10 protein-coding genes and 2 pseudogenes are annotated in these 12,715 nt (G+C 65.5%); 8 read left to right on the top strand and 4 right to left on the bottom strand.

The window, feature by feature from the left end; all coding sequences use genetic code 11:
* Positions 1-157: 157 nt before the first annotated feature.
* The 7 genes and pseudogenes from FRANCCI3_RS05445 (at position 158) to FRANCCI3_RS05475 (ending at position 5,418) form a co-directional block, all read left to right on the top strand.
* Positions 158-652 (top strand): zinc finger domain-containing protein, encoded by a 495-nt coding sequence (locus tag FRANCCI3_RS05445; protein WP_011435537.1) that lies wholly within the window; start codon positions 158-160, stop codon positions 650-652.
* Between the two features lie 284 nt (positions 653-936).
* Positions 937-1,236 (top strand): annotated as a pseudogene (locus FRANCCI3_RS24185) (zinc ribbon domain-containing protein); the annotation flags it as partial.
* 21 nt (positions 1,237-1,257) lie between these two features.
* Positions 1,258-2,405, top strand: a pseudogene (locus FRANCCI3_RS05450) (IS701 family transposase); the annotation flags it as partial.
* Between the two features lie 653 nt (positions 2,406-3,058).
* Entirely contained in the window at positions 3,059-3,256 is a 198-nt protein-coding gene (locus tag FRANCCI3_RS05455) for a ribbon-helix-helix protein, CopG family (RefSeq protein ID WP_011435539.1), read from the top strand.
* Entirely contained in the window at positions 3,253-3,633 is a 381-nt protein-coding gene (locus FRANCCI3_RS05460; RefSeq protein ID WP_011435540.1) for a type II toxin-antitoxin system death-on-curing family toxin, read from the top strand. The genes FRANCCI3_RS05455 and FRANCCI3_RS05460 overlap by 4 nt, the downstream gene beginning before the upstream one ends.
* A 640-nt stretch (positions 3,634-4,273) precedes the next feature.
* On the top strand, positions 4,274-4,972 hold the full coding sequence (locus FRANCCI3_RS05470; RefSeq protein ID WP_023841598.1) for a DUF433 domain-containing protein: 699 nt from the start codon (positions 4,274-4,276) through the stop codon (positions 4,970-4,972).
* Between the two features lie 2 nt (positions 4,973-4,974).
* Positions 4,975-5,418, top strand: a complete 444-nt coding sequence (locus FRANCCI3_RS05475) for a hypothetical protein (RefSeq protein WP_011435543.1) — start codon at positions 4,975-4,977, stop codon at positions 5,416-5,418.
* A gap of 102 nt (positions 5,419-5,520) precedes the next feature.
* Here the strand turns inward: FRANCCI3_RS05475 and FRANCCI3_RS05480 are convergent, their stop codons facing one another.
* The 4 genes from FRANCCI3_RS05480 to FRANCCI3_RS05500 all read right to left on the bottom strand — a co-directional run bounded on the left by FRANCCI3_RS05480 (position 5,521) and on the right by FRANCCI3_RS05500 (position 11,477).
* Positions 5,521-6,249, bottom strand: coding sequence for a tyrosine-type recombinase/integrase (locus FRANCCI3_RS05480; RefSeq protein ID WP_011435544.1), 729 nt, complete (start codon positions 6,247-6,249; stop codon positions 5,521-5,523).
* Positions 6,250-7,558: 1,309 nt separating this feature from the next.
* On the bottom strand, positions 7,559-9,556 hold the full coding sequence (locus FRANCCI3_RS05490; protein ID WP_011435546.1) for a hypothetical protein: 1,998 nt from the start codon (positions 9,554-9,556) through the stop codon (positions 7,559-7,561).
* Complete coding sequence (locus FRANCCI3_RS05495; RefSeq protein ID WP_011435547.1) at positions 9,553-10,725, bottom strand: 5'-methylthioadenosine/S-adenosylhomocysteine nucleosidase; 1,173 nt, start codon at positions 10,723-10,725, stop codon at positions 9,553-9,555. Before FRANCCI3_RS05495 ends, FRANCCI3_RS05490 begins: the two co-directional genes overlap by 4 nt.
* A 2-nt stretch (positions 10,726-10,727) precedes the next feature.
* Positions 10,728-11,477, bottom strand: a complete 750-nt coding sequence (locus FRANCCI3_RS05500; RefSeq protein WP_011435548.1) for an NUDIX hydrolase — start codon at positions 11,475-11,477, stop codon at positions 10,728-10,730.
* A gap of 803 nt (positions 11,478-12,280) precedes the next feature.
* Between FRANCCI3_RS05500 and FRANCCI3_RS05505 the strand changes: the two genes are divergently transcribed.
* Positions 12,281-12,679 (top strand): hypothetical protein, encoded by a 399-nt coding sequence (locus FRANCCI3_RS05505; RefSeq protein ID WP_011435549.1) that lies wholly within the window; start codon positions 12,281-12,283, stop codon positions 12,677-12,679.
* Positions 12,680-12,715 lie beyond the last annotated feature (36 nt).

The raw sequence follows: 12,715 nt of genomic DNA on the forward strand, positions 1-12,715 counted from the left end.
GTTGGTTGATCGAGTTCCGGCCTGTGCATCGGATGTCTTGCTTCCCGTCGGTAATGCTACGAAACGCGCGCGAATACCCACGCACTGTCGGTACCGTACCGGCGCGACACCTAGATCCGAGGAGCGGCAGAGCCAGACGAGGAGGGCCGTCGTGGCGATGAAGGTCAAGGTGGGCAACTATGCCTATCTGTGGGACGGTGCTGAGCCCCTCGTGCCGGGGGACCTTGTACTCCTGCCCGAGAACTGGCTCAGTCCCAAGATCCATGGTCCTGGACCCTTCGAAGGCACCGTGACTGCCGTCGGAAGTGACTATGACGGTCCGATCTCGCGGATCATCGCCAAGATCGGGCACGATCCGGAGTGGAAGCCACCTGCGTCGTACATCCCACCCGCACCGCGTGTGTCCCTCATCCACGAGGGTCGGTATCGAGTGGCCCTGGCCGAGTACGAACGGCAGCGTGACGAGTGGCGCCAGCGCGCAGGCGGGTCCTCCTCTGATCCGGTGACCGTCGAGCGGGCCAGGCTCGTCGCGTGCCCAAAGTGTGGTGCTCCTGAGTCAAGCCCGTGCACAGATGCCACGAAGCCCCGAAAAGCGAACCATCAGGAGCGGGTCCGTCGCTTCCGCGAGTGGATGGAGGAGACCCATCCTTGATTTCCATGGCACGGAGCGCCGTAACTGCCAGTCATCGGCCTGATGAATTTTGCATGATGTGCGAATTCCGAGAATAGCAAGCGGACTCGATGCGGCGGATCCAATTTTTGCCGTCAGCGGCTACTCCTTCGAGAATATGGATCGTGTGTTGGAGGCCGCCGGCGTCCTGGGTGCGGTTGGCCACCGATGCCGCAGTTTCGTCCTCCGTTAATTCATCGGGTGCGGATTCCGTCGTTTTCATCTGGATTTTTTGGCCGTTCATCAGGGCGAGCTGGAACTTCTGTGTCGCGGACCGCTGGTATCCAAGCTCGAAGACCTGTTCCGACTGCGGCTGGCGAAACCCAGGCCTCACCCTGTCGGACCGTATCTTCGCCTGCCAGTCCTGCGGGCTGGTAGGCGACCGCGACCTGAACGCCGCGGTCAACCTGTCCAACCTCGTCGCCGCCAGTACGTCGGAGACAGTAAACGCCCGTGGAGCCGACCGTAAGACCCCGTCCGCGGGGCGGGCGGCTGGGAAACGGGAACCCGGTACGGCTCCGGCCGGTCAGACCGGGAGTGCCTCACCGCAAGGTGAGGCGGCATGAGCGCCGCTATCGGGCGCTCTTATGCAACGGCTGCTGACCGACGGCAAGCGCAAGAGCATGGTCCCGATGGCCGCCCGCCTCGGGGTGGACCCTCAGCAGCTGCAGCAGTTCGTCACCAGCTCGACCTGGGACTACCGCCAGGTCCGGCGGCGGCTGACGGGCTGGGCGGCCGGGTTCTGCGACCCGGTCGCGCTGGTCGTGGACGACACCGGCTTTCCCAAGGACGGGCCGCCTCCCCCGGGGTGGCCCGGATGTACTCCGGCACCCTGGGCAAGGTCGGGAACTGTCAGATCGGGGTGTCCGTGCACGCGGTCACCGACTGGGCGTCAGCCGCGGTGGCCTGGCGGCTGTTCCTCCCGACCTGCTGGGACGACACCACCCTGACCGACCCGACCGAGGTCGCCGCCGCCCGGGCCCGGCGGGAACGGGCCGCGATCCCCGACAAGGCGCGGCACCGGGAGAAATGGCGGCTCGCCCTGGACATGATCGACGAACTGGCCGGCTGGGGCATGCCTGTGCGGCCGGTCGTGGCGGACGCCGGCTACGGCGACGCCGCTGCCTTCCGCCAGGGGCTGACCGACCGGAACATCCCCTACGTGCTGGCGGTGAAGCCGACCGCGACCGCCTACCCGGCCGACGCGGTGCCGGTCACCGCCCCCTACCCGGGAAACAGCCGGCGGCCCACACCCGCCTACCCCGACCCGCCCCGCGATCTGAAATCCCTGGTCATGGCCGCCGGCCGCCGCGCCGGCCGGTCTGTGACCTGGCGTCACGGCACCCACCGGACCCCGGCCAACCCGACCGCGGGGATGCGGTCCCGCTTCCTCGCGCTCCGGGTCCGCCCCGCGGGCCGGAACATCACCCGTAACCCCGACCGGAGCCTGCCCGTCTGCTGGCTGCTCGCCGAATGGCCAGTCGGCCAGCCCGAACCCACCGATTACTGGCTGTCCACCCTGCCCACCGGCATCCCCCTGCGCGATCTTGTCCGTCTCGCGAAGATCCGCTGGCGGATCGAACACGACTACCGCGAGTTGAAAGACGGCCTCGGCCTCGACCACTTCGAGGGCCGAACCTTCGCCGGCTGGCACCGTCACGTCACCCTCGTCAGGGTCGCCCAAGCCCTCTGCACCCAGCTGAGACGAACCCCAAAAGTCCCTGCGCCGGCCTGACCCTCTACGGAGTCCTCCGCACCCTCCAGGCCCTGCTCGCCGTCTGGACCGGCGCCTGCCCCACCTGCCAACGACCCTTCAACCCCACACCCAACGTCACACAACACCTATCCGGAGTCACCTAGCGAAGTCCTACTAGTATCGGCTAACGGACAGCGCGCCTCGCCCCGGGCTGATCCTCCTGGATCTCCGAGTCTGCCGTGAGGGGAAGGGTGCGCCCGGCGCGACGACGCCGGTGATGCGGCGGCCGAGCGGTGCAACTCGCGCAACACTCGCTGGTGGGCGAGGCATGGACCTTATGATCAAGCGCGGCTGGGGTCGACCCAACAAGACTCGAACCCACAGTCGCAGGTCGATGTACTGCAGCCATCGGCCTCGCTGGTTGCAGACCGCCCCATTGGGTAGTCAAGCCGCAGGTTATGGCATATGTCGATCTTCGTTGGCGTCGGTGAGTGCACCCAACCAGCACTAATGCGAACCTAAACCTGCAGGTCAACGGCCCGACCGTTTCCGTCGAGCCCGTCCACGCGAAGATCCGGCGGTCCGGCTACACGGCGATGCGAACGCCAAGAAGATCGGATAGGAACCGGGCGTCGCGACCATGGCGCGAGTCCCGGCGGCGGTATCAGCGGTGATACCGTCGGGTGGTGGCGATGACACTGCGCTTGACGGATGACGAGGCAGAGGCTTTGCGTCTGCGTTCGGAGTTGGAACAGCGGTCGATGCAGGAGATCGCCCGGGAGGCGATCCGGGAGTACATCGAGGCACACAGCCGGGCGGAACTGCTGGATCAGGTGCTGGACGAGGAGCTGCCGCGGTACGCCGAGGCGCTCCGCTGGCTCGGCGAATGATCTACCTGACGCTTCGCGAACTGCTGTACATCGCCGAGCGGGCCATCGGTTCCGATCCGGTGGTCAGGGACCACGGCCTGCTCGAATCCGCTCTCGCGCGCCCGCGGGCGACGGTGTTCGGCCGGGACGCCTATCCCTCTCTTGACGGCAAGGCCGCCGCGCTCCTGCATTCACTGGCTCGCAACCATGCCCTCGTCGACGGGAACAAGCGGCTCGCCCTTGCCGGTCTGATCGCCTTCTACGGTGTCAACGGCCGTCGCCTGACGCTGACCAACGACGAGGCCTACGACCTCGTGATGAGCATCGCGTCCGGTGTCCACGATTCCGTCGAGGACATCACCAAGATCCTTGAAGGGGCGACCCGGAGCCGTCGGTGAGGACCCATGGCCGTCCGGAACTTGTCAAGATTTTTAGGACAAGATTCTTTGTGAACTAGCCTGTGTTCCGTCCCTGTCGTGATCTCGGTCGAGGGATGACTTCTGATCGTTCGGGCACGCCGTCGGCTGGTTCGGCCTGGTCATCCGGCGTGTCATCCGGCCCGCCGGCCAGCACGCCGACGGGCTGTGATGATCAGCGGGGCACCGTAGTGCGCCATGGCCTCCTACAGGGCAGGTGGACAGTCCATCCCGCGCATGCAGGAGCCCGCGCCTAGCGTCCGCGGGGTGTCCCGCCGACCACGTGACGAGATCGTCACTATCGGGGACCTGGAAGACGCCGTAGACATCGATCAGCTCCGCGATCTCCTCGGACGCGGTTCCCGAAGTGGCGAGCGAGTCTCGCGCGAGTACGCCAGCCGCATCGCGAACGCGAAGGGCTTCCCCGACCCGATCTTGGATCATCCCCGGCTACGACTCTGGCATCGGGCCGACGTGGAGGCGTGGCTGGATCGGAACCGCCCCGGGTGGAGGGGTGAGAAATGACGCTCGGACGCGCTGCGTGAGCAAATGTCCGATATGAGCTACCCCGTTGGCGCGTCGAAGCGGGGTACATGCGACCGGAGGAAGCCATGATGTCGATGTGACTGTCACGGTGTTGGAACGTGAGATCTACTCGATGAGCGAGGCCGCTCACCTGCTCGCGGTGAAGCCTGCCCGGCTCCGGTCGTGGATCGACGGCTACACCCGTGGACAGACCCACTACGAGCCGGTGATCCGTCCCGAGCACACCGGCCGCGATCTGGTCACGTGGGGCGAGTTTGTCGAGGCCGGCTACCTGCATGAGTACCGCGTTCGCGGTGTTTCGCTACAGAGGATGCGGCTCGTCGTCCAGCGGCTACGGGAACGCTTCGGCGTGCCGTACCCGCTTGCGCACATGCACCCGTACGTCTTCGGCCGCGACGTGGTCATGGCGGTTCAGGAGGAAGTCGGCCTGGCGACCTCGCTGGAGATGGTCCGCGTCCACGACGGCCAGCTCGTGCTCGCGCCGAAGGCGCAGGACTTCTTTGCCAAGGTCGAGTTCGCTCCCGGCGACGGCAAGGGAGGTGAGGCTCTGCGGCTATACCCGGACCCCACCGGCCGGCAGGTGGTACTCGACCCGCTGCTCGGCTTCGGCGCGCCCGTCGTACGAAACACCCGCACCGCGAACCTGTACGAGCTGTGGGCTGCGGGCGACTCGATCGCAGGGATCGCCGAGGTCTACGAGCTCCCCGATGCTGATGTTGAGGCCGCGGTCCGCTATGAAGCGCGTCTCCGCGAGCAGGAAGAGACCGCAGCCTGAGCATGAACGCCGCCGCCGATCTCCAGGCGCGCTTCTTCGTCAACGAGAACACCCTGCCCCTGGGTAAGGCGCTCGCCGCGGTGCGAACCGACGTCATCCATCCCGGCCACAGACGTTGCCCGATCACGCTGGGGACGAAGGACGTTCGCTGGCTGCCCTACGTCGGCGAGGAAGGCCTGCTGCTGATCACGCGCGACAACATGATCCGGTGTCGCGCCGTCGAGAAGCAGATCTTCCTGGCCAGCGAGGTGAAGGGCCTCTTCTTGACCAAGAGCGGCAGCATGTCCCGGTGGGACATGCTGCGCATGGTCGTCCAGCACTGGGGCAAGATCGAGCCGCTGGTCGAGGAGAAGGGGCCCTTCTTCTACTCGCTGACCCAGGCCGGCGTACGGAAGCTGACGCTCCCGGTCCCGCAGGACCTCAGAGGGCAGGAGGACGAGTCGTGAGGTGAGGCGTTTCCGCTGGTGTCGGCGTGAACTACCGCTCGTCGAAAGAGGACGAAGTCCTCGCATGGATCGCCGGGCATCGGCACCCTCTGGACCCGCCGGCTAGCTGACGCGACGGGGGCTGATCAGCCGGCAGGCATCACCGAGGCCGAGGCGCTCGTGCTCGTTCTGAGCGCGCCGCGACCGGCCGGCGGCGCCGTAGCGGCGGACCATCTGCGTGGTGCTCCACCCCATGTGGTCGGCGAGGGTCTGCTCTCCGCCGCCGGCAAAGAGCCAGGCGTCGGCGAGCGCGTGGCGGAACAGGTGGGGGTGGACGTCGATGCCGGCCTCGCGGCCGCGGCGCCGTACCACCTGGTAGACGCCCGACGGTGTCATCGCGGTGCCTCGGCCGGCCAGCCACAGCGCGGGCAGAGTGGCATGTCGGTGGTGGCCGCGCCGCAGGTACCGGTTCAGGCTGAGCGCGGTCTGAGCGCCGATGGCGATGTGTCGCTGTCGGTCGCCCTTGCCGGTGACGAGCAGGCGCTTGCGGCCGAGGTCGACGTCGGCGACGGTCAGGCCGGCGACCTCGCTTCTACGGCCGCCCGAGTCCGCGAAGACGCGCACGAGCGCCTCGTCACGTCGACTGGTGAAATCCTTGCCCTTGCACACGGCGACGAGGGCGGACAGCTGGTCGAGTACGAGCAGCGGTTTCACCCGCTCGCCGATCTTGGGGGGCTCCATGCGCTCCATCGGCGAGGCGTCGAGCTCCTCCTCGGCGAGCAGCCACAAAAAAACTGCTGGAGCGAGCGGAACGCCTGATTCACCGTCGAGCCGGATCGTCCGTCCGGGCATCGCGGTGTCCGCTCGGTCGCGAAGGAGATCAGGAACTGTTCGACGTGCTGCCGGCTGATCTCGTCTGCCGCGCCCGGCCGGTATGTCGGCATCTGCTCGGCGCCGGCGTCCGCGGCCGCGCGCCGGGCCGCGCGCCGCTCGACGCCAGTCCGCGGCGGTGTCCAGCCGGCAGGCGCCGGCGGCAGTGCCGCGAGCCAGTTGACGAACGCCACGCCGGCCTTGCGCTACGCGGTCCGGGTCTCGACGCTGCGCCCGACGGTCTGCAGGCTCTGGTCCCATCCGTCGAGCAGGAGCCACCAGACGGGATCGACCCCAGAAATGATCTCCACTATGACAAAACGTTACCATCTCGGTCACCGCTGAGCTTGACGGATCAGACTGCAATTACTACGTTGCATGCCTGGTCAGTGCTGCGATGTGCACCCAACCAGCACTAATGCGAACCTAAACCTGCAGGTCAACGGCCCGACCGTGTCTGTCGAACCGGCCCACGCGAAGATCCGTCGAGCCGGCTACGCCGGCAACGCGAATGCCAAGACGACTGATAGAGGTTGATCGCTCCGGTCGCGCGGCACTCGGCGAATCCCGAACCCGACTCGGTTGCGATCACGGCTGCAAGGCGGCTCGTTGGTTGATCGAGTTCCGGTCCGTGCTTCGGATGTCTTGCTTCCCGTCGGTAATGCTACGAAACGCGCGCGAATACCCACGCACTGTCGGTACCGTACCGGCGCGACACCTAGATCCGAGGAGCGGCAGAGCCAGACGAGGAGGGCCGTCGTGGCGATGAAGGTCAAGGTGGGCAACTATGCCTATCTGTGGGACGGTGCTGAGCCCCTCGTGCCGGGGGACCTTGTACTCCTGCCCGAGAACTGGCTCAGTCCCAAGATCCATGGTCCTGGACCCTTCGAAGGCACCGTGACTGCCGTCGGAAGTGACTATGACGGTCCGATCTCGCGGATCATCGCCAAGATCGGGCACGATCCGGAGTGGAAGCCACCTGCGTCGTACATCCCACCCGCACCGCGTGTGTCCCTCATCCACGAGGGTCGGTATCGAGTGGCCCTGGCCGAGTACGAACGGCAGCGTGACGAGTGGCGCCAGCGCGCAGGCGGGTCCTCCTCTGATCCGGTGACCGTCGAGCGGGCCAGGCTCGTCGCGTGCCCAAAGTGTGGTGCTCCTGAGTCAAGCCCGTGCACAGACGCCACGAAGCCCCGAAAAGCGAACCATCAGGAGCGGGTCCGTCGCTTCCGCGAGTGGATGGAGGAGACCCATCCTCGATTTCCATGGCACGGAGCGCCGTAACTGCCAGTCATCGGCCTGATGAATTTTGCATGATGTGCGAATTCCGAGAATAGCAAGCGGACTCGATGCGGCGGATCCAATTTTTGCCGTCAGCGGCTACTCCTTCGAGAATATGGATCGTGTGTTGGAGGCCGCCGGCGTCCTGGGTGCGGTTGGCCACCGATGCCGCAGTTTCGTCCTCCGTTAATTCATCGGGTGCGGCTTCCGTCGTTTTCATCTGGATTTTTTGGCCGTTCATCAGGGCGAGCTGGAACTTCTGTACGTTGCCGGCGCTACGGTCGAGATGAAAGGATGCGATCGCATCGAAGCGGTAGTTCAGTCGCCCCTGGTCGGTGAAGGTGCCCGTTTCGAAGTCCAGAACCGAAAGGAAGTTCCGAACCCCGTCGGCTGTCAGGAGGAATACTGAGATCTCATATTTTTGATACCGCCATGGACCGAGGCGGATCCGGGCACGCTGGCTGGATTCCGCCTGTTTCTCGAGGAAGGCATGAGCGATGACCTCGCTCGCCGCCAGCCGATAGTGGCGTAGTGCACGGTCGAGCAGTAGTTTGCGATCGCAGTCCAGCCAGCGTGCCATTTCCTGGTCGCCCGGCTTGTCTGCGAGCTTGGCCCTCTGCCGCTCGAACCCTGCCGCCCGTGCCGCCAGTACCTGTTCGTACTGCTCGCGCTCGGCCTCATATCGCCGCGGCTCACGCTCCATGTCCAGTCGGGCGCGGACATGGACGGTGCTTCCCACAGCGACGACGAACGCGGTTTCGACGGCGAGGAGAACGTCGGCTGCGAAGGCTGCGGCAAGTATCCACAGGATTCCGCCTCCGAGTATCGCCATCCCACCCTGCCCGGAGGCGCTGAGTCCCGGCACCGCTCGCTGCTCCCGGGTGTAGGAGAGACTGGCCTGGCGCTTCCACAGTTTCCTGATCTCGCCTGCCTCGTGGCGCAGTAGCCACTTCACCCGGCCGGCGTCGACTCTGGACTCCCGGTAGAGACCGATGATCTCTTTGCTGATGCTGTGCCGCGTCCCCTCGGTCTGCCGCATCCAGTCATCTGCGGTGACACCATTGGGGTGGTACTTGGCGACATAGAAGTCGAGATCGTGGCGGACCTCGCTCGCGAAGCCGCCGGAATGCTGTACCGCATCTGGGCTGACCTGGAGGTATTCCAGGCGCCACCCCAAGCCACGTCGAAGTGTAACGAGGCCGACGGCAAAAACGAAGATGCATCCGAGCGGTTCCAATATCCGGCCGGCCGATGTCAGGCGCACAGCTACGTAGGCGGTCCAGGCTGCGAGGAACACCGCCGAGGCCTTGCCGCGTAACCGGGTTCCTTTGGGAAGGTCGGGCGGGTGAGGCTTCCGTGCCCGCGGTCCGATCGGCACGGGTGTGAAAAATTTCCAAACCCGTTCGCGGCGACCGTCGGCCATCTGATTATTGCGGGCCTGGGTGAGTGCACGATCCCACATCTCGTCTTCGAGGGGTCCCTCGATAAACTGTTCCAGATGACGCAGGATCATGGCTTGCTGCGGGTCAGGGAGGTTGTCGAGTTCCTTGAGTGGAACCGTGACACTGATGTTAGCTTCCCAAACCGCATCCAGTAGAAGGATCACCACGCGTAGTCCCTGCGCCCAGTGGTCAGGATCCGGCTCGGGTGACTCTGCATGCAGCTCGCGTAGCCACCTGAATTCCTCGTTCGACAGCTCGTCCCGCGATCGCCCGCTTACCAAGGCCAGCACCCAGTGAAAGAGCATCCGCTTGGATCTCCCGGGACTGACCACTGCCTCGCGCATTAGTTCTCGGGCCTGATCGGCCATCCCGCCATCCAGGTGATGAACTCCGGATTCGAACCTCTCGGCCGGCCCGGCATCGGGAGACATCGTGTAGAGGTAGACGTCGCCGTGGACCACGCCGGCCTGCATGTCGACGTGAGCGGAACCACTGGCCTCATTGGAGAACGAACCTGGCTTGGGCTGAGCGCCCGAGCCAGGCGAAGGGCGCCAGTCGTCGATCACGACACGCCTTGAGCGAGCATGATCACCATGCCGATCTTCGCGGCGAGGTCGGCGACGTCGCCGACCAATCCGCGGACCTTCTTCAGCGCCATCAGCAGGGCGCCGCGAGTAGCGGGTGAATCCGCCTGGAGTGCTTTGTCGGCCTCGCGGAGCTCAGCCTCGGCGGCGGCATAAGTCTCAGCATCGACATCGCCGGCCGTGCGTGCATCGTCCAGACGAGCGCGGAAGCGGAGGAGTGCTGTCGGCAGGTCGACCCGAGCGCGCTCACCGGCGACGCCGATATGCACGTCACCGTGCACGACTCCGGTCTGCGCACCGACCTGCGCGCCTTCCGAAGCGATGATGCGGATGTTCTGGTGCGGTGTCTGCATGATGGGTGTCCTCCCGATCCTGGGTTCCGCGGCATCGACCCGTCCGATGTCCGTTGACAGTTCCTCGGCCAGCGCTGCGGCGAACGCAGCGGCGTTTGCCACAGCGCGCTGCTGCCACAGCTGGCGGTCGGTCAATTCCTTGGTGCCATCGGCGTGGTCACTGATGCCGCGGACTACAACCACTGGCAGCGAGTCGTTCAGCAACCCGGCCTGGCTGGCTCCCGCGCCCTCCATCTCGATGGCGAGCGCGTCGTTGTAACGTTCGTGCAGCAAGCGGGCCAGAGCGGACACGGTGGAGTTCAGCACCACCTCCCCTGCCGCGATCGGCCCGAAGTGCACCTGTGGCAGAGACTCGGCTTCGACCGACGGTCGTGCCCACGACCTCGTCCGATAGAGGTGGCGGGCGATCTGGTCGGCCCGGTGCGACAGCGGCCAGGTGCGTGGTCGCCCCCAGAGCCCTTCGTCATCGTTGGTGGCGCCGTGGAAGGCGTACACATGGGTGGCCACCACGACGTCGCCCAGTGCGATATGGCGATGAAGCGCGCCTGCGACGCCGACAAAGAGCAGCGCCGCCGGCGTGAACTCGGCTATGGCTCGTTCAGCGAGTACCGCGGCCGACTGGTTTCCCACGCCGACATGTGCAAGCGCCACCCGGCACCGGCCGCGGGCCAGCCGGCCTACCTCGAAGCGGGTTCCCTGCGGATGGCGGTGCAGTCGTGCATCCGCCAGATGTTCGCGAACCGCCTGATACTCCAGGTCAAGGGCGGTCAAAACGACGATCGGGTGTGTTTTTCCCATGATTATTTCTCCCCTTCTTGGACAGGGGCACTGTCGGCGCTCGCCGTGTCGACGGGCCGGGTAATCGGCGGCGACAGAACGGCGCTCGGCCCGGCTCTGAACAGGCGGGCGGGTCGTCCGACAGTCGTCCGCTGCTCTCCGCCGGTCGGGACGATGAATCCGTCCACCTTCTGAACCTTTCGATAGAAGTTCCTGGGGTCTAGCCGCATTCCCCAGACGGTTTCGTAGACCGCCTGTAGCTCGCTGATGGTGAAAACGGGGCCGCAGAATGCGGTCGCAAGCGCTGAGTGTTCGAGTTTTGTTCGGGCACGCTCGACACCGTCCGCGATGATCCGACGGTGGTCGAAGCCAAGGGCCAGGTCACCCGATAGCACGCATTCCGTCGGCTGCCAGCATGCAGCCGCGGCGTCCGTTCCCGCGACCGGCTCCGGAAGCCGCGGTGCGACAGCGAGGTAGGCCACCGAGACGACTCGACCCCGTGGGTCCCGCCCGGGTTTGCCATAGACCCCGAGCTGCTCTAGGTACAGGCCCTCGCCCTCCAAGCCCGCCTCCTCGGCAAGCTCCCGCCGCGCCGCCGCGCCGATGCCCTCCTCGGCGTGTGCGAGGAAGCCGCCTGGGAGCGCGAGCGCACCCCGGTGCGGCTCGATCCCGCGCTCGACCAGCAGGACCTGTAGGCGCGTCCCGCGAAGCGTCAGAATCACGAGGTCGACCGCGAGTAGGACGGCCGGCGGCTCCCAAGGATCCTCAATCACACTGCGAGACTAGCTTTTTGTTCGAGTGACAGTAACTACTGTCGGCTAGCGGACAGTGCGCCTCGCCCCGGGCTGATCCTCCTCGCTCTCCGAGATCGCCGTGAGGGAAGCGCGCCCGGCGCGACGACGCCGGTGATACGGCGGCCGAGCGGTACAACTCGCGCAACACCCGCTGGTGGACGAGGCGTGAACTTTATGATCAAGAATGGTTGGGTGCCGACCCAACAAGACTCGAACCCAATGCCGCAGGTCGATGTACTGCAGCCATCGGCCTCGCCGGTTGCGGACCGCCCTGATGGGTAGTCAAGCCGCAGGTCACGGCATGTATCGATCTCCGTAGACATTGATGAGTGCACCCAACCGGCACTAGTGCGAGCCTAAACCTGCAGGTCAACGGCCCGACCGTGTCCATCGAACCCACCCGCGCGAAGATCCGCCGGGCCGGCTACGTCGGCAACACGAACGCCAGGCAGATCGGATAAGGGGATTGGCTGGTGTGACCGTGCGACACCTGAATTTCAAGGAATCGAAATATGGCCCCACTTGATTGGCTACGTTGAGTAGAAGGCGCCACCATGGCGACCTCGGATGGCAGACGCTTGGTGTTCCCATCGCGCGGTTAGAGTACTAGTCAACAAATATCAAAACTATCAAGAATGGCCTTCTCGTTCTCCATGGAAGACGGTTATGTTGCAGATGTAGATCGAATGATTGCGTGCATTATATTAAGGTTACATGATTCCCTGACCCTTTCGGGGGATGTCGGTTTTACGTTTTCCGCCGCATGTGCTAGGTATGGTCCCATGTCGATCCCGCACATCGAGCTCACGGAATCACAGCATCGAATACTGGCTGAACTCATGGTCGCGGACCTGCCATCGCCGGATGGCGAGCTGGCGTCGGTCGAGGCACGTGGCTTGGCCGCCCAGGTCTTGGCCGCCGAGGTGCCCACGCTGAGATGGCTGAAGCTGATCACGGACACCGGTGGGGCGCTGTCGGTGACCATGCTCGGCGCGGCTATCTTCCATCGCGCCCGGCAGGAGGAAGCCGAGGCCCGCCTCGCCGCGGTCGTGTCGTTCGCGGACGTCTTGGAGGCCGCCGCCGGATCCAGGCGGACCTGGCAGCAGGCGCCGCGTGCCCTGCGCCAGCTTGCACAGGGCACGATCTCGCGCGACCAGGCGGTCCGGCTTGTCCTGTCCTGAACCGGACCTCGCCTCGTCGCAGTTCCGCCCGTCAGC

This window comes from Frankia casuarinae (assembly GCF_000013345.1).
Lineage (GTDB): Bacteria > Actinomycetota > Actinomycetes > Frankiales > Frankiaceae > Frankia > Frankia casuarinae.